At 72.7% G+C, this 16,402-nt stretch carries 15 protein-coding genes; 2 read left to right on the forward strand and 13 right to left on the reverse strand.

The annotated features are described in order from the left end of the window. Positions 1 to 42: 42 nt before the first annotated feature. From JMF97_RS18135 to JMF97_RS18155, 5 genes are all read right to left on the reverse strand, one after another. On the reverse strand, positions 43 to 1,014 hold the full coding sequence (locus tag JMF97_RS18135; RefSeq protein WP_203222629.1) for a pirin family protein: 972 nt from the start codon (positions 1,012 to 1,014) through the stop codon (positions 43 to 45). Positions 1,015 to 1,064: 50 nt separating this feature from the next. Next, on the reverse strand, positions 1,065 to 1,976 hold the full coding sequence (locus JMF97_RS18140; protein WP_203222630.1) for a hypothetical protein: 912 nt from the start codon (positions 1,974 to 1,976) through the stop codon (positions 1,065 to 1,067). Between the two features lie 165 nt (positions 1,977 to 2,141). Beyond that, on the reverse strand, positions 2,142 to 2,777 hold the full coding sequence (locus tag JMF97_RS18145; protein WP_203222631.1) for a hypothetical protein: 636 nt from the start codon (positions 2,775 to 2,777) through the stop codon (positions 2,142 to 2,144). Positions 2,778 to 2,790: 13 nt separating this feature from the next. Then, on the reverse strand, positions 2,791 to 4,575 hold the full coding sequence (locus JMF97_RS18150) for a DUF4012 domain-containing protein (protein ID WP_203222632.1): 1,785 nt from the start codon (positions 4,573 to 4,575) through the stop codon (positions 2,791 to 2,793). A gap of 79 nt (positions 4,576 to 4,654) precedes the next feature. Then, positions 4,655 to 5,914 (reverse strand): glycosyltransferase family 4 protein, encoded by a 1,260-nt coding sequence (locus JMF97_RS18155; RefSeq protein ID WP_203222633.1) that lies wholly within the window; start codon positions 5,912 to 5,914, stop codon positions 4,655 to 4,657. A gap of 159 nt (positions 5,915 to 6,073) precedes the next feature. On the opposite strand from JMF97_RS18155, the gene JMF97_RS18160 reads away from it, so the two are divergent. Further along, positions 6,074 to 6,628, forward strand: coding sequence for an arsenate reductase/protein-tyrosine-phosphatase family protein (locus JMF97_RS18160; RefSeq protein WP_203222634.1), 555 nt, complete (start codon positions 6,074 to 6,076; stop codon positions 6,626 to 6,628). Here the strand turns inward: JMF97_RS18160 and JMF97_RS18165 are convergent. After that, a complete protein-coding gene (locus tag JMF97_RS18165; protein ID WP_203222635.1) occupies positions 6,609 to 8,066 on the reverse strand; it encodes a tyrosine-protein kinase domain-containing protein in 1,458 nt (485 codons plus the stop codon). The genes JMF97_RS18160 and JMF97_RS18165 overlap by 20 nt on opposite strands. Positions 8,067 to 8,425: 359 nt before the next feature. Here JMF97_RS18165 and nhaA point away from each other — a divergent pair, with 359 nt between their 5' ends. Then, the gene (nhaA, locus tag JMF97_RS18170; RefSeq protein WP_203222636.1) at positions 8,426 to 9,754 is read left to right on the forward strand and encodes a Na+/H+ antiporter NhaA; all 1,329 of its coding nucleotides are present in this window, start codon (positions 8,426 to 8,428) and stop codon (positions 9,752 to 9,754) included. Positions 9,755 to 9,770: 16 nt separating this feature from the next. Here nhaA and JMF97_RS18175 read toward each other — a convergent pair whose 3' ends face one another. From JMF97_RS18175 to JMF97_RS18205, 7 genes are all read right to left on the reverse strand, one after another. Continuing rightward, on the reverse strand, positions 9,771 to 10,136 hold the full coding sequence (locus tag JMF97_RS18175) for a DUF1622 domain-containing protein (RefSeq protein WP_203222637.1): 366 nt from the start codon (positions 10,134 to 10,136) through the stop codon (positions 9,771 to 9,773). Between the two features lie 51 nt (positions 10,137 to 10,187). Continuing rightward, positions 10,188 to 10,775 (reverse strand): TMEM165/GDT1 family protein, encoded by a 588-nt coding sequence (locus JMF97_RS18180; protein WP_013734460.1) that lies wholly within the window; start codon positions 10,773 to 10,775, stop codon positions 10,188 to 10,190. A gap of 261 nt (positions 10,776 to 11,036) precedes the next feature. Further along, positions 11,037 to 12,002: an L-histidine N(alpha)-methyltransferase gene (egtD, locus tag JMF97_RS18185; RefSeq protein ID WP_203222638.1), complete on the reverse strand. Its 966-nt coding sequence runs from the start codon at positions 12,000 to 12,002 to the stop codon at positions 11,037 to 11,039. A 41-nt stretch (positions 12,003 to 12,043) separates the two neighbouring features. After that, the gene (gene egtC / locus JMF97_RS18190) at positions 12,044 to 12,790 is read right to left on the reverse strand and encodes an ergothioneine biosynthesis protein EgtC (protein WP_203222889.1); all 747 of its coding nucleotides are present in this window, start codon (positions 12,788 to 12,790) and stop codon (positions 12,044 to 12,046) included. Between the two features lie 10 nt (positions 12,791 to 12,800). Beyond that, positions 12,801 to 14,138, reverse strand: a complete 1,338-nt coding sequence (egtB, locus tag JMF97_RS18195; protein ID WP_203222639.1) for an ergothioneine biosynthesis protein EgtB — start codon at positions 14,136 to 14,138, stop codon at positions 12,801 to 12,803. Continuing rightward, positions 14,135 to 15,370 carry an ergothioneine biosynthesis glutamate--cysteine ligase EgtA gene (egtA, locus tag JMF97_RS18200; RefSeq protein ID WP_203222640.1) on the reverse strand — a complete coding sequence of 412 codons (1,236 nt, stop codon included), beginning with the start codon at positions 15,368 to 15,370 and terminating at the stop codon, positions 14,135 to 14,137. The genes egtB and egtA overlap by 4 nt, the downstream gene beginning before the upstream one ends. Before the next feature lie 123 nt (positions 15,371 to 15,493). Further along, positions 15,494 to 16,402: a hypothetical protein gene (locus JMF97_RS18205; protein WP_203222641.1), complete on the reverse strand. Its 909-nt coding sequence runs from the start codon at positions 16,400 to 16,402 to the stop codon at positions 15,494 to 15,496.

Consider the following 16,402-nt stretch of genomic DNA (forward strand, 5'->3'; position numbering starts at 1 on the left):
ACTACCCGCGCCCGGGCCGCTCACGCCTGCGGTGGTGGCCGGTCAGTCCCGCCAGCCGCCGGCCCGGTCGCGGGCCTTGAGGCGGACCGTCGGCAGGGCCGGCGCGGGCAGCGGCGGATCCGGGTCCTCGGCGACGGTGCCGAACCGGCGGCCGGCCATCCAGTCCTCGCGGGCGGCCTGGATCTCCTCGTGGTTGCGACCGACGAAGTTCCACCACATCACCAGCGGCTCCTCGAAGGGGGTGCCGCCGAGCAGCATCAGCCGGGTGCCCGCCGCGCCGCGCAGGGTGAACTGGGTGCGTCCCGTGCCCAGCCAGAGCAGGGCCCCGGGGGCGAGGGGTACGCCGTCGACCTCCGCCGCGCCGTCGAGGGCCAGCAGGGCGTACTCGAAGTCGGGCCGCAACGGCAGGCCGACCGGCTCGGTGCCGGTCAGTTCCAGCTGCGCGCCGACCAGCGGGGTGTGCACCCGGGCGGGTGACCGCTCTCCCCCCAGCTCCCCGACCAGCAGCGTCACGTCCAACGCCCCGTCGCGCCAGCGGGGCAGCTGCGCGTGGTGGGCGAAGTCGGCCGGGCCGGAGCGGGCCGGGTCCGGCAGCGCCACCCACAGCTGCACGCCGTGCATCAGCGGCGGATGGTCGGCCGGCGACCGCTCGGAGTGGGCGATGCCGTGGCCGGAGGTCATCACGTTGAGCTGCCCCGGACGGATCGGTTGGACGCTGCCGAGGCTGTCCCGGTGCAGGATCTCACCGTCGAGCAGCCAGGTCACGGTCTGCAGGCCGGTGTGCGGGTGCGGCGGCACCTCCATGCCGGGGCGCTGTGCCACGTCGTCGGGGCCGAAATGATCGACGAAACACCAGGCGCCGACCATCCGCCGGCTGCGTTGCGGCAGCAGTCGCCGGACCGTGGTGTAGCGACCCAGGGGTACGTCGTGGCCGGGCAGCAGGACGCTGCCGGGATCGACGGTCGCCACCCCGGGCGGTCGGGTCTGCGACGGCATCGACTCGGTAGGCTCCACGAGCCGACTCTACGCCGACCCGCCTCGTCCTCGACGTGGCCCGACCGGCGTCACCCCCGGCGCACGGTGACCAGGTGTGCCCCGGCGACCAGGTCCAGGAAGACCCGGTCGACCGAGCGGTCCCACTGCGGCGAGCCGAGCACCGTCCCCGCCGGAACCCCGTCGCGGCGCTCGTCGTACACCTGCACGTCGCCGGCCCCGGCGTTGGCCCGTACCCGCGCCGGCGCGCCACCGGCGACCGTGACGTCGAAGACGTTCACCCCACCGGTCACCCGCACCACGACCGTGCCTCGGGTGCGGGGCAGCCGCAGTTCGGTGCGGGTGGCACCACCGGCGAACTCCACACCGGACAACCGGCCGGCGGTCAGATCGAGTCGGCGTTCGGTGGTGCCACCGGTGATCTGTACCTGCCAGATCACCCGGGCGTTGAGCAGCACCTCCACCTCCCCCGGGCCGTCCGCGAGTTGTTGCATCCGCAGCCGGAGCCGGTCGGCGGTCAGCTCCGGGCGGGGCCGCGCGTCGGATTCGGCCGGGCTGGTGATCCGGTACAGCTCCTGGCCCAGGTCCGCCATTCGCAGTTCGAACCGGGTCACGCCGTCGACCAGTTCGAAGGTGGCGCGTTCCCGACCGGCCAGCGGCGCCGTCCGGATCTCCTCGGAGGTCTGCGCCGCCGCGCGGGCCGCGCCACCGAGCCCACCGGAGGATGTGGGGGTGACCTGCGGCCGGGGGCCTTCGCCGGTGAACACCCGACCGAGCCGGTGCGGGTCGGACAGGATCACCACCACGGCGCTCGCACCGAGTCCCAGCACCAGCACCGCGGCGGCGGCCAGCAGCCGCGCCCCGGCCGAGAAGGTCCGGCCGGTGGCCTCCTCGTCGCTTACCACCGGATCGGTCGATGATCCGGCCGTCGGCGTCGGTTGCGGGGTTGTCGGACCATTCGCGTCCTGCGGTTGCTCGCCCATGCCAAGTCCCCTTCCACGGTCCCCTACCAGCAGACACGCAGCAGAGGGCCGGTCGGATCAGTCGGCGGCGAGGTCGAATGTCGAACCGGCACACGGCCGGTGCCCGCCGGAAGCATCCGACGGGCACCGGCTACGGTGCTTCCGGGCGTTGCCCGGAGTGCGGGATCAGCGTGCGCCACCGGTCCCGAAACGGTTACGCCGCCGCCAGAGCATCGTGCCGAGCAGCATCACGCCGCCCACCGCGACGAGACCCCCGCCGACCTTCATCGGGGTGCCCAGGCTGCTGCCGGTGACCGGCAGGTGCGGCTTCTTCTTGTGCAGCACCCGCAGCTCGGTCGAGGCGGTGCGGTCCGACTCGCGCCCGGTGGCGGTGATGGTGAGCAGACCGGTCACCCGCGGCGTGTACCGCCGGGTGAAGACGCCGGCGGCGTTCGTCCGGGCGGTGAAACGGTCGACCGCGGCGGCCGCCTGGAAGGCCACCGGCGCCATGGCGACGGTGCTGCCGTCGCTGCGACGCGCGGTGCCGGCCGCGGGCGCGGCGAGCGGCTGGGCCGTCACCACGATGTCGACTGTCTCGTTCGGCCCGAAGTTGCGGCCGGTGATGACCACCGTCTCGCCGAGGAAGATGGTGGGCCGGTTCACCGTCAGCGTCGTCACCAGGTTCGGCGGGTACGGCGGTGGTTGAGGCGGATCGGTGACGGTGGGCGATGGCGCCGGCTGCGGCTGCGCCGCCGCCACGGCCGGCACGGCCACTACGGCCAGTCCGACCGTGAGCGCCATGATGATGCGGGATAGCCGCATTTCTCGTTCCCTCCTACTGTGAACAGCTAGGTGCGGTAACAACTTGGGTGGTCCATGGGGCGGTGGTCGGGGTCAGCCACAGCTGGGCGTCTCCCGTGTCCGTCTTGCCGGTGAGCAGGGAGACCTCCAGGGTCTTGCTCCCGCCCGGGCCGATCTCGACGTTCACGGTGGCCACCTGCCGGCGCCGTTCGGTGCCGGTGGCCGTCACGGTCTCGTCCCCGTCGAGGCGGATGTCGAGCACCGCCCCGCCGGCCGGCGCGTACACCGAGACCAGGGTGCGGACGGTGTACGGGTCGCCCGATCTGGCCAGACCGAGGACCGATTCGCTGAGCCCGGAGGACGGTGCGGTGGAGCGCATCGTCACCCGCAGGCTCAGTTCGCGGCGGCCGTCCCCCTGGCATTCACCGACCGTCAGGTCGGCGCTCTGCCGGAGGTAGTAGCCGAGCTTCGCGCCGCTGCCGTCGTTGAGGAAGACACCGACGGTCGGCACCGCGTCCTGTTCCGGAAGCGTCCCGGCCATCCGGCTGTCGCCGAACGTCCGCTGTTCCTCCGGACGGGCACTCCAGAACAATATCCGGCGTTCTGTCATAGAACGGTCGAATGCGGATAGCAACCCGCTTGGGGGAATCTTCCGCTCAAACAGGGCGTCGAACACCGAGCCGGCGGCGGCGGCGAAGAAGGCGTCCTGCTCGGCCGGCTCCATCCGCTGGTAGGTGTCGCTGAGCAGCGTCTTCACCGCGTTGTCGGCGGTCAACTCGACCCCGGAGGGCACCCGGACCGGGCCGGTCACCCGTAACAGGTACGACAGCGCCACCGGATCCACGGCGAGCACCCCGTCGACCGTGTCCTGCGCGCTGCGCCGGTACATGTCGCGGTAGAGCGCGGCAGCGGTCGGGAAATGCGGGGTCAGGTTGACGTCGGCGGGATAGATGCCGGGCAGGTCACCCCAGAGGGCCTTCACCTCGGCCGGCACCTTGAGCGGCTTGGTGAACGCCCCGAAGCCCGCCGAGCTGCCCTGCGAGCCCATCTTGAGCCGACCCTTGTTCGCCTCGATCAGGGCGTACGCACCGAACATGCCCCCGGTCGCGCGCACCTCGGCGAGGTTCTGCGACACCAGCAGATAGCGGCGTGGGCCGTCGGCGCCGAGCAACGGTGGCAGCAGCCGGCCGGCCCGGTCCGCGGCGGAGGTCAGGTCGGCGAGCTTGTCGATCTCGTCCCGCAGCCGGACCACCGCCTCGCGGACCTGGTCGATCAGCCGATCGTCGTCGATGGCGAGCAGGTCCGACCGGGTGCGCCGCACCGTCGCGTCGACCTCGGCAAGTTGGGTGGAAACGGCTTGCAGGTCGGAGACGTCCAGCCGGCCCTCGCGGGGCACCAGGCCACCGAGGTCGACCTCCAGCAGCGCCGGAAAGGCCTGCCGGGCCAGGTCGTCGATGGCGATGGAGATCTGCCGTACGGCCGTGAGGTTGCCGCCGGCGTACGGCACCTGCCGGCCCAGCCACCAGCCCGGATCACCGGTGGCCCGGCGGGCCGCACCCGACTGCTCCTGCAACGCGGCGAGGGTGCGCTGCGCCCGGGCGGTGTCCCCGCCGACCAGGTGGCTGCTCAGCTCGCTGGCCAAGCCGGCGGCGTTGACCAGGTGCGCCCGGGCCTGCCAGCCCCGGAACCCCACCCAACCGCCGACCGTGAGCACCAACGAGGTGACCACCAGCGAGGTGAGCAGGACGCGACGCAGTCGGGCACGCCGCCGTCGGCGGGATCGACTCCGCCGCCGACGCGGACTTTCACTGTCCGTCACACTTACCTCACTCCTGGCGATTTGGACAGAAGGCACCATAGTTCTAACAGCTGGTGACCGTTTTATGGCGGTAATAGACTCATTCGGCCGTAATGAGGGTGGACTTCGACGTATCCGCTCCGCCCCTCGACTCGCCCGCCGCGGCCTCCCGCAGGAGTCGCTCGATCCGATCCACGCCGCCCGGCAGCGACATGTCCCGCAGATACGCCTCCCGGCCGCGGCGGCCCATCTCGGCCCGTGCGGGCGGGGGTATCTGCGCAGCGAGCCAGAACCGGTCCGCCAGGCTGGCCCAGTCCTCCGGCGGGCAGGACAGTCCCGCCCGGGCTCGTTCCACGAGCGTGGCGGTGTCGCCGCCGGCCGAGGCCACCACGGGTGCCGCGCAGGACAGGGCCGCCGGGAGCTTGTCCGGCACGGTGCTGCGCAGCGCCGGCAGATCCCGCAGCATGACCAGCTGGTAGTCGGCGGCGGCGTACAGCTCCGGCATGTCCAGCGGCGAACGCCGGTCGACGAAGCGGATGTTGTCGGCCCGCAGCTCGGCGGCGAGCCCCCGCACCCGCCGCTCGTGCGCACCCGAGCCCACCAGGACCAGATCGATGGTGTTCTCCAGCGCTGCCGCCGCCCGTACCGCCGTCTCCAGCCCCTGCCGCGCGCCGATGGTGCCGGCGTGCATCACCACGCACCGCTCGTCGCGGCGGACCAGTCCCCGTGCGGCCGAGCCGGCCGGCGCGGGCCGGAAGATCCGCTCGTCGGTCCAGTTGAGCACCACCTGGACCCGGGCCTCATCGGCGCCGACCGCGACCACCGCGTCGCGCAACGACGGCGTGCTCACCGCGATCGCGCTGGCGGCCCGGTAGGTCCGGGTCATGGCGGCGCGTACCCGGGCCGCCCAGCGGCCGTCGTCGGTGTCGTCCGGGGCCTGCTCCGCCCACACGTCCGGCACGTGCAGCACGACCGGTTTGCCGCCGAGCAGCCGCAGCAGCGTCGCCGAGGCGAACGCCGTCGCCGGTGGCTGATGGACGTAGAGGACGTCCACGTCGGCGAGGTAGCGTCGCCCGACCAACCCGGCGCTGGCAGCGAAGGAGAGCCAGGACGCCATCCGGGGCCGGACACCCCCGTCACCCGTGCTGTAGCGGGGCACCCGGCGTACGGTCAGGTTGCGGCTGCGGGTCTCGTGCCGCCAGCGCTGCCGCCAGCCCGGGTAGACGTGACCGCCGGGATAGTCCGGAAACCCGGTCAGCACCCGCACCTCGTGGCCGCGCGCGGCCAGCTCCTCGGCCAGGCTGCCCGGGATGAACGCGGGCTCGGGCGGAAAGTGGTAGCTCAGGATGCCGATGCGCACCGGGACACCCCCGCCCTCGCCCGACCCGGCGCGGCGTCCGCGACGAGGGGCACCGCTGCTGCGTACGATGCCGGCAACCCCTCCCGGGACGGGTGCCGGTGGCGGCCGTCCTTCGTTGCGGCGCCAGCCTGTGCGACCGCCTCGTCGAGAGGGTTCCCGATGGTCAACGGAGTTCTGTTCGTCTGCCACGCCAACCTGTGCCGGTCACCGATGGCCGAGTACACCGCGCGGCGCATGCTCGCCGGGCTGCCGGTGACCGTGGCCAGCGCCGGCACGGACGCGGTGGCGGGCCGGGCCATGCACCCGTACGCGGCGGACGTGGTCGCCGAGGCCGGTGCGGATCCGGAGACCTTCCGCACCCGACGGCTGGCCCCGGAGCACCTCACCGACGCGGTGCTGGTGCTGACCGCGACCCGGCGCCAGCGTTCGGTCTGCACCTCGATGGCGCCGGCCGCGCTGCATCGGACATTCACCCTGCGCCAGTTCGGCCGCCTCGCCGCGGCCGTCGAGCCGCCGCTGACCGAGCAGGACGATCCGCTGGCCGCCGCGGTCACCGCCGCCACGCTGGCTCGGGCGCGGCTGCAACCCGCTCCCGGCGACGACGACGACCTGCCCGACCCCGTCGCCGGTACGCCGGAGCAGTTCCGGCGCTGCGCGGAGGAGATCGAACGGTCGCTGCGACCACTGGCGGTGCTCATCGGGACAGCCGGGTGAGTTCCTGGGTGTGGTCGACCGGCTCGGCTGCGCCTCGGCGCTCGGCGTGCCGGCCGGCCGAGGACCGCGCTGCCGACGTCGCCGCGGCGTCCGTCACCACTCGGTAGGCCTCGTACTGGTAGGCGTCGGTCTTGGGCACCCGCGCCATGTTGAGCACGCAGCCGAGCAGCCGGACGGAGACCGAGTGCAGGGCCCGGGCGGCGGCGGCCACCTGCGCCCGCGAGGTACGTCCCTGCTGGCTGACCAGCAGCGCACCGTCGGCCTGCACGGCGACCACCACACCGTCGGTGACCGCGAGCAGCGGGGCGGTGTCGATGATCACGATGTCGGCCGACTCGCGCAGCGCCAGCAGCAGATCCGACATGGCCTTGGAGCCGAGCAGTTCGCTCGGGTTGGGCGGTGCGGAGCCGCTGGGCAGTACGAGCAGGGACTTGTCGCCCCACCGCTGCACCACGTCCCCGACGTGCACGTCGCCGACCAGCACGTCGGTCAGCCCGACCCCGGAGTCGACGCCCAGATAGTGGCCGACCTTGGGCCGACGCAGGTCGGCGTCGACCAGCAGCACCCGCCAGCCCGCCTCGGCCAGGGCGATCGCCAGGTTGCACGACAGGGTGGTCTTGCCCTCCCCCTGCAGCGCGCTGGTGACCGCGATGACCCGGGCCGGTTCGTGCACGTCGACGAAGCGCAGGTTGGTCCGCAGCTTGCGGATCGCCTCGGCGCGGGCCGAGGTCGCGGCGTCCCCGACGATCAGCGGGGCCACCCGGGCGCTGCCGTCCAGCGGGATCTCACCGAGCAACGGGCTGCCGGTGACCCGCCGCAACGCGGCGGCGTCGCGCAACCGGACGTCGGCCATCCCGCGCAGCACCGCCAGGCCGACACCGGCGAGCAGGCCGAGCAGGGCCCCGATGACGGTGTTGCGGACCGGCTGCGGGGAGACCGGGCTGGGCGTGACGCGCGGTCCGCTGACCACCTCGATCTTGATGGGACCGGCCGAGCCGTCCGGCTTGGTCTCGACCTTCTGGACGAGTTCGACGAAGTTCGCCGACAGCGCCTCGGTGACTCGCAGCGCCCGCGCCTGGTCGGTGTCGGTCACCGAGGCCCGCAGCAGGACGGTGCCGTTCTCGGTGGAGGTGCTGACCCGACGCTGGATCTCCTCGGCGGTCAGCCCGACCTGCCGATCGGCGGCGGCACTCTGCGCCAGGCGGTCGCTGGTCAGCAGTTCGGCGTACGACTTGACCCGCTGCTGGAGAAACAGGCCGCCCTGGTAGGCGTCGGTGACGCCCTGGCTCGGGGTGGTGACGAAGAAGGTGACCGAGGCGACGTAGCGGGGCTGCGCCCGGACCGTGATCAAGGCGGTCACCCCGAGCGCCACCATGACGGTGACCAGGACGATCCACCAGTGCTGCCGCACGAGGCGCAGCTGGCGCAACAGGTCCATCAGGCACGCCTCCGGATCGGCCCGGTAACGCCAAAGAACTTCACGAAAACCCCCAAGGTCGACTGAATCTCGTGAAACCATTAAAGCGGCTTATGTGGCCTGTGTCCGGAGTTAGGCGTTTTCCTGGCGGTGACCCGCTCCCCCACTGCCCAACCGGACCGAGCGTCCGTCGGAATCGCCCTCTCGCCGGAAAAGATGCGGTTTCCACAGGGAGACATCGACGAGCGGCCGCCGGGTGGTGTCGCCCGTTCGCCGCCCTCGCGCCCGCCGTCGCCAGGGGATAAGGTCGTGGCCGGTGTGCCGGGAAGTCTGGTCGGCGATGAGACCGTTACGCCCCGATCGACAGGTGGAATCCGCGCATGACCGACCACGACCCACGCCCGCCACACCGCGGCGTGCGCCGCCTCTTCTCCCGCACCTCCTGGCCGGAGGCCCGCTTCCTCGCCGACGTCCTGCGCACGGAGACCGTCGGCGGCGCCCTCCTGCTGGTCGGTGCGGTGATCGCGCTGATCTGGGCGAACTCCCCGTGGGGGGACACCTACACCGAGCTGGGGCGATGGGTGCCGTGGCCGGGCGGCTCGACGCTGCACCTGGACCTCGACCTTGCCACCTGGGCCGCCGACGGTCTGCTGGCGGTCTTCTTCTTCGTGGTCGGCCTCGAACTCAAACGCGAGTTCGTCGCCGGCGAGCTACGCGACCCACGCCGGGCCGCGCTGCCGGTCGTGGCCGCGGTCGGCGGCATGGCGCTGCCCGCGCTCATCTACGTCGCCGTCAACCTCACCGCCGGTGGCGAGGGACTGCGTGGCTGGGCCATCCCTACCGCGACGGACATCGCCTTCGCGCTGGCCGTACTGGCGGTGATCGGGGCGTACCTGCCGCAAGGGCTGCGTGCCTTCCTGCTCACCCTGGCCGTGGTCGACGACCTGCTCGCGATCACCGTCATCGCGATCTTCTACACCGACGACTTCAACCTGCTCCCGCTGCTCGGCGCCGTCGCGCCCATCGCGTTGTTCGCGCTGCTCGTGCAGCGACGGCGCACCTGGTGGTGGGCGCTCATCCCGTTGGCGCTCGTCGCCTGGACCCTGGTGCACTCCTCCGGCGTGCACGCCACGGTGGCCGGCGTGCTGCTCGGCTTCACCGTGCCGGTGCTCGCCGGCAAAAGCCGCGACGGCCGCCCCGTGCCGGGCCTCGCGGAGCGCCTGGAACACACCTGGCGACCGATCTCGGCCGGCTTCGCCGTACCGGTCTTCGCGTTCTTCGCCGCCGGGGTCTCGCTGCGCGGCGCCGACCTGGGTGCGGTGGTCAGCGATCCGATCGTGATCGGCATCGTGCTCGGTCTCGTGGTCGGCAAGACCGTCGGCATCCTCGGCTCCACGTTCCTGCTGGCCCGGTTCACCCGGGCCCGTCTCGACGAGGACATCACCTGGTCGGACCTGCTCGGTGTGTCGATGCTGGCGGGCATCGGGTTCACCGTCTCGCTGCTCATCGGCGAGCTGGCGTTCGGTGCCGGCAGCGAGGCGGGCGCCAACGTGAAGGCCGCGGTGCTGGCCGGATCGCTGATCTCCGCGCTGCTGGCCAGCGTGGTCCTGGTCCGCCGCAACCGGGTCTACCGGATGATCGCCCTGAAGGAGCAGGTCGACCTCGACCAGGACGGCGTGCCGGACGTCTACCAGCGGCCCGGCGGCTGAGCCTCCCGGGCCCCGATCATCGGGCCGCTTCCCGGCGCCTGTCGACCTGCTGTTGTCCCTGCTCGATTTCCTTGCGCAGGACGTAGTTCAGGCCGGTACGGATCGCCGCGACGGCGGCGAGCTGACCGATCTGCCCGAACGTCGGCGACAGCGCGGTACGCAGGATGTCCGCCGCCAGCTGGAACTCCAGGCCCAGCACGAGGAACCGGCTCAGGGTCAGCCGGATCCGGGTGAACATCGCGGTGTCGCGGTGCCGCAGCCCGTCGATGAGGAACTGCACCAGCGCCCAGGCCACCCCGGCGACGATCACCACCACGCCGACGAACTCGACCGCGGTCACCACCAGATGGTGACCGCGGTCGAGCGCCCCCGCGACGTCCACCTCGGCGCCTTACCCGGCCAACACCTGGGTAGTCGGTGCCGGGGCGGCCGGTCAGAGCAGTTCGCTGAGCGCGTCGATGATCAACCAGATGCCGCTGATCGCGAACAGCGCGGCGGCGCCGTACTTGATGGTCCGTTCCGGCAGTTTCCGGCCGAGCAGGCGGCCGACGATGATGGCGAGCGCGTCGGCGGCCACCATGCCGACCGTCGAACCGACCCAGGTGCCGAACCAGCCGTACTGGGTGGCCAGGGTGATCGTGGCGAGCATCGTCTTGTCGCCGAGTTCGGCGAGGAAGAACGCGACACCGACGGTGAGCACCGCGGACTTGCCGCCCCGGGCGGCCTTGCGCTTGTCCTCCTCGGTGAGGCTGTCACCCCGCAGGGTCCACAGCCCGAAGCCGATGAAGGCCGCACCCGCCAGCAGTGAGATCCAGCCGGTCGGCAGCGCCGAGCCGAGGCCGTACCCGATGGCCACCGAGGCCAGGTGCACCACGGCGGTGGCCACGGTGATGCCGATCAGAATCGGCATGGTGCGATATCTGGTGGCGAAAGCCAGCGCCATGAGCTGGGACTTGTCTCCCAGCTCCGCAACGAAGATCACGCCGAAACTGACCGCCAGCGCGACGAGGAACCCCTCCATGACGTCCTTCCGGATCAGGCCGGGAGGAGGTACGGGGATGCCCTCGACCCGGCTGTACAGCCTGGGTCGAAGGTCTCGCCCGCCTCGCTGCGCGAGGCCTCGTGGCCGGATGCGGAACGCACCAGTATGTCGACCACGATGTTGAGGGCTACTCCCCTTCGCTGCGCCCAGCCTAGCCGACCCCGCCCCGGTCGGACGACCGGGTGGGGTGGCTGACGGCGGAGCCCGAGCGGACGGGTCGCGGGACAGGCCCGGGCGGGGTCAGTCGGCGCGGGCCAGGGTCACCCCGAACAGGCCGTCCGGGTCGGTCCAGAACCGGTACGCGGGCAACCCGGCCGCGGCCAGTTCGGCGGCGATCCCCTCGGGGCGGAACTTCGCCGACACCTCGGTCCGCAACTGCTCACCGGCGGCGAAGTCGACAGCCATGTCCAGCACCCGGACCCGCATCGGTCGTTGCGCCCGCAGTCGCATCTCGATCCACTCCTGCTCCGGATCCCAGAGCGCGACATGGTCGAACGCCTCCGGATCGAAGTCGGCGCCGAGTTCCCGGTTGAGCACCCGCAGCACGTTGCGGTTGAACTCGGCGGTCACCCCCGCCGCGTCGTCGTACGCGGGCACGATCACCGACGGGTCCTTGACCAGGTCGGTGCCGATCAGGAACCAGTCCCCCACCTCCAGGGCGGCCCGCATCCGGGCCAGGAACTCGGCCCGCTCGGCCGGCAACAGGTTGCCGATGGTGCCGCCGAGGAAGATCACCAGCCGTCGCCCACCGGCCGGCAGCCGATGCAGGTCACGGGTGAAATCACCGACGATGCCGCGTACCCGCAGCCCGGCGTAGTCGGCCGCGAGCGCGGCGGTGGAGGCGCGCAGCGCGCTGACCGACACGTCCAGCGGGACGAAGGTGCCCAGCCCGCCCCGACGGGTGAAGGCGTCCAGGAGCAGCCGGGTCTTCTCCGACGACCCGGACCCCAACTCGATCAGCGTCTTCGCGCCGGTCAACTCGGCGATCCCGGCCGCGTGCTCGGCCAGCACGGCCCGCTCGGCCCGGGTCGGGTAGTACTCCGGCAGCCGGGTGATCTCGTCGAACAGTTCGCTGCCCCGAGCGTCGTAGAACCACTTCGGGGGCAGCCACTTCGCCTCGGCGCTCAGCCCCACACGGACGTCCCGACGCAGGTTGTCGGCGACGTCCCGGTCGTCCAGGTGTATCTCCAGCGGTTCGGCGCTCATCTGCTTCCTTTCGGTGATGCTGATCGGTTCGTCCCGGTGGTTCAGGGCCCGGCGAGCGCCCGCTGGCGCACCGTGGTCGCGGTGGCCTGCACGAGCTGGCCGTCCGGCACCTCTCGCCAGCCCGGTTCGTCGTCGTGCGGCTCGGAGGCGAGCAGCACCGATGCGGGTGTGGTCCGCAGGGACAACGCGTGCCCGACGGTCGTGGCGACCGCCGTGTGCCCGTCGGTGAGCAGCAGGTTGAGCCGGGAACCGGGGGCCGCGGCGGCGACCCGGGTAACCGTCTCGGCGACCGCCTGTTCCGGCGCGACACCCGCGCGCAGCCGGTGCCGCACCAACGCCCACAGCAGCGCCGAGTCGGTCGTCGCGTCGAGCGTGAGCAGGTCGCGTACGGGTAGCTCGGCGGCGAGCGGCACCATCGAGTCCGGCCAGCCGCGCACCACGCCGTTGTGGCTGAACAGCCACCGGCCCTCGGTGAACGGGGCGGCAGCGCCGTCGATCACCGCCATGCCGACCGTGGCGGAACGCACCGCGGCCAGCACCGCCGTGGTCGAGGTGACGGCCGCGAGGTCGGCGATGGTCGGGTCGCTCCAGATCGGCTGCGCCCGCCGGTACCGCACCGGCGGGCCGTCGCCCGGATACCAGCCGACACCGAACCCGTCGGCGTTGATCGTCCCCCCGCCGCGCATGTCGCGGGGGGCCCAGGACTGACGCAGCAGCGAGTACGGCGGATCGAAGAGCACCTCGCGCAGGGTCACCGGTGGTCCCAGGTAGACCAGGTGGCGGCACATCAGCCCACCGTCACCGGCGGGCCTGCTCGGCGTCGGCGTCACGGGCACAGCGGAAGCCGCTGAAGATCTGCCGCCGGATGGGGTAGTCCCAGTTGCGGAACGTGCCCCGGCAGGCCGCCCGGTCGGTGCCGAACGAGCCACCCCGCAGCACCTGGTAGTCGTCGCCGAAGAAGACCTCCGAATACTCGCGGTACGGGAAGGCGACGAAGCCCGGGTAGCCCCGGAAGGTGCTGGAGGTCCACTCCCACACGTCGCCGATGAGCTGGTGCACGCCCAGCGGCGAGGCGCCGGCCGGATAGGCGCCCACGGGTGCCGGCCACAGGTGCCGCTGCCCCAGGTTGGCGTGCGCCGAGGTCGGGTCGTCGTCGCCCCACGGGTAGCGCCGGGAGCGGCCGGTGGCCGGATCCCAGCGGGCCGCCTTCTCCCACTCGGCCTCGGTGGGCAGCCGCTTGCCCGCCCAGCTGGCGTACGCCTGTGCCTCGTGATAGCAGACGTGCACCACCGGCTCGTCGGCGCGGACCGGGGACCACCGGCCGAAACGCCGGTACGCCCACCCGTCGCCGTCGCGCCGCCAGTGCAGCGGCGCGCTCAGCCCGGCCTCCTGCCGGTGCAGCCAGCCCTGCTCGCTCCACCAGCGCGGATCGTCGTACCCGCCGTCGGCGATGAACTCGGCGTACGCCCCGTTGGTCACCGGCGCGGCGTCGATGAGGTACGCGGCCAGCTCCACCCGGTGGGCGGGACGCTCGTTGTCCAGTGCCCACGGGTCGGCGTCGGTGCCCATCACGAACGGGCCGGCCGGCACCAGCACCTCCCCGGCGGGCCGTACGGTCGGCTCGGGTGGTGGCGGCGCCTGGAGCACCGCCGGCCCGGACCGCAACTGGTGGGTGGCGAGCATGGTCTCGTCGTGCTGCTGCTCGTGCTGCACGATCATGCCGAAGGCGAAGCCGTCGGCGACAAGTGGACGGCTGTCGAAGGCGACCCGGTCGAGCAGGTCGAAGACCTTGTCCCGGACGGTGGCCACGTACGCCCGCGCCTCGGTCGGGGGCAGCAGCGGCAGCGAGGGGCGGTCCCGGCGGGGCTGCTTGAAGGCGTCGTACAGGTCGTCGATGTCGCACCGCACCGGCTCCCGGCCGCCGACGTCGCGCACCAGCCAGAGTTCCTCCTGGTTGCCCACGTGGGCCAGGTCCCACACCAGCGGGGACATCAGCGGCGAGTGTTGGCGCATCAGGTCGGCGTCGTCCACCACCTCGGTGAGCAGGGCGGTTCGGGCCCGGGTGCGTTCCAGTTCCGCGGCGATCCGGCTGCGCAACTGCTCGGCGTCCGCCCCTTCGGTCACGGTGTGGGTCACCCTTGCCTCCTTCGTGCCGCGGCCCGCCGTCGGCGCAGCCCTCGGTCGATGTCGTCGTGCAGTTCCGCCGGCAGGTCGAGCCGCGGCAGTGCCGCCCGGGCCAGGTCGAACAGGGCGGCGGCGGCCGAGGCCAGGGCCGGGTCGCCCAGGCCGTGCCGGGCCGCGCTCTGCCACCTGTCGGCCACCGGCGCCGCCACCGCGACGGCCGAGTCGATCGTCTCGGCGTCGGCGAGCAGGGCGGCGAGCACCGCGAGCGGGAGGGTCCAGTCCCGGCCCGGCTGTGCGTCCAGGTAGCGCAGTTCGAGGTAGCCACGCGGGCGCACCGGCGGAAAGAGCGTGCTCGCGTGATAGTCGAGGTCGTCGATGGTGGGTGGTCGGGGCAGCGCCCCGTCGAGCCAGTCGGCGAAGGTGACGCCCGGTGGTGCGGTCCAGTCGCCGTCGGGGTCGCGGACGCAGAGCAACGGCGCGGCGAGCACGTACGCGGTCCAGGCGGCGACCGGATCCTGGTCGGGTCGGCCGGGATCCCAGACCGGTGCGGTGCGTGCCGGGTCGATGCGCAGCCACGCGCCCATCCGCGCCGAGGCCCATCCGGTGTCCCGGCCGGCGTGTCTGCCGGAGGTGGCGAAGGCGGCCAGCAGTGGTGGCCCGATCATGTGCACCACCGCCCAGCGGGCCGCCACCTGCCCCGGTTCGCCCGCGTCCAGGCAGACCTGCAGGCCCGCGGTGCCGTACATCATCGTCCGCCCGGCCGGGCCACGCCTGTCGAAGGCCAGACGCATGGCGCGGTAGCGAGGAGTGTCGAGCAACGCTCCGGGCGGACGGTAGGGATCGATTCCGGTGCGGCCCAGCCGCAGACCGGCGGCGCCCAGCAGACGGGCGACCTGGTCGATGTCGGACTGGGTGGCCTCGATCAGGGCCGCCACGGAGGCGCGCGGTGGGGTGGAGATCTCCACCTGGCCACCCGGTTCGACGGTCACCGCGCCGCCGTGCAACAGTCGCAGCGCGGGGCTGGTCGGATCCAACGTGGTGGGACTGTAGGGCCCGAGCGCCGCGCGCAGCCGCTCGGCGTCGACGGGACGGGTCGGGTCGACGGCATCGTGGACAGTCCATTCGAGCTCGACGCCGGTGTAGGTCGGTGGGCCGGTCTTGAAGCAGATCCGGGCGAGGTGCCGGGCGGCCGCGGCGCGGTCACGCAACTCCCGGACCCGGTCCAGCTCCGGTGACATCACCATGCAATGGCTCCCATCGGCACCATGCAACGGCTCCTTTCGGCAATGCCGGCTCAGCCCTGTCACGGTAGCCCGTACCGGTGACATCGGTGGACCGGTGGACCGCCACCTTCTGTCTAGCAGGCCTCAACCGAGCGTCAAGGGGAATTCCTCCGCATAGCGGCCAGGGAACAGGCCCGCCGGGTCGGTCGACCTGGCGGCGGAGCCGGCAGCGGGGCCGTGCTTGGCCAGCCACTCCGGGTCGGTCTCGGCCAGCACCGCCTGGCAGTACGCCAGGACGTTGTCGACGCCGCCGGCCGCGACCACCAACTCGCTGAACGCCGGGGTCCTCAGCGCCTTCTCCCGCTGGCGCTCCGACTTCGACAGGTAGGCCTTGCAGAGCCCCGGCCGGTCGGCGGTGTTGTCGGAGTTGCCCGGGCCGGCCTGCACCGTACGTTCCACCGTCGGCTCACGCGACTGCGGCGGTTCGGATGTCGACGGCGCCGACGTCGGGTCCGGCGCGCCTGCGGTCGGCTCGACGCTGACGCCGGGGGTGACCCCCGGGGTGGCGGTGGGGGCGGCACCGGGCACGCCCTGGGACGGGGTGACGCCACCCCGATCGGGTTGCCCGCCCGTTGCGCTCGGCGACGGCGCGACGGGGCGGGTGATCGGGGTCGACGGCGGTGCCGACCGCTCGTGCGGCCAGTCGAGCCGTACCGCCGCCAGGGCGGCACCGGCGGTGGCGGTGGCGGCCACCCCGGCGATCCAGACCACGACGCCGGCGGTGAACCGTCGCCGCCGCTTGGGGCGGGACGCCGGAGCGGTCAGGCCGGCCTGCCGGGCGGCCCGGAAGGCGGCGAGCGCCTCCTCCTCGCCGGCGAGTTCCCCCGGGCGGGGCGGGGCGGCGGCGGCCCGCAGCAGTCCGGCGAGCGGATCCGGCGAGCCGGACGGTGCGGCCGTGGGGCGTGGTTCACGCGCGGCGTCGAGCAGGTGGTCGTGGTCGGTCGGCACTCCGGTGCCGTCCAACCGCCGCAGGTACATCCGTAGTCCCCTCAC

The sequence above is a fragment of the Micromonospora fiedleri genome (genome assembly GCF_016774385.1).
In the GTDB taxonomy this organism is placed as follows: domain Bacteria; phylum Actinomycetota; class Actinomycetes; order Mycobacteriales; family Micromonosporaceae; genus Micromonospora; species Micromonospora gifhornensis.

What these genes read in the sequence shown, in the direction of transcription:
- egtD (WP_203222638.1), bottom strand. Translation starts at nt 12,002, where the DNA reads ATGAGCGCCGAACCGCTGGAGATACACCTGGACGACCGGGACGTCGCC.
- JMF97_RS18165 (WP_203222635.1), bottom strand. Translation starts at nt 8,066, where the DNA reads ATGGACCTGTTGCGCCAGCTGCGCCTCGTGCGGCAGCACTGGTGGATC.
- egtC (WP_203222889.1), bottom strand. Translation starts at nt 12,790, where the DNA reads ATGTGCCGCCACCTGGTCTACCTGGGACCACCGGTGACCCTGCGCGAG.
- egtA (WP_203222640.1), bottom strand. Translation starts at nt 15,370, where the DNA reads ATGGTGATGTCACCGGAGCTGGACCGGGTCCGGGAGTTGCGTGACCGC.
- JMF97_RS18160 (WP_203222634.1), top strand. Translation starts at nt 6,074, where the DNA reads ATGGTCAACGGAGTTCTGTTCGTCTGCCACGCCAACCTGTGCCGGTCA.
- nhaA (WP_203222636.1), top strand. Translation starts at nt 8,426, where the DNA reads ATGACCGACCACGACCCACGCCCGCCACACCGCGGCGTGCGCCGCCTC.
- JMF97_RS18145 (WP_203222631.1), bottom strand. Translation starts at nt 2,777, where the DNA reads ATGCGGCTATCCCGCATCATCATGGCGCTCACGGTCGGACTGGCCGTA.
- JMF97_RS18180 (WP_013734460.1), bottom strand. Translation starts at nt 10,775, where the DNA reads ATGGAGGGGTTCCTCGTCGCGCTGGCGGTCAGTTTCGGCGTGATCTTC.
- JMF97_RS18140 (WP_203222630.1), bottom strand. Translation starts at nt 1,976, where the DNA reads ATGGGCGAGCAACCGCAGGACGCGAATGGTCCGACAACCCCGCAACCG.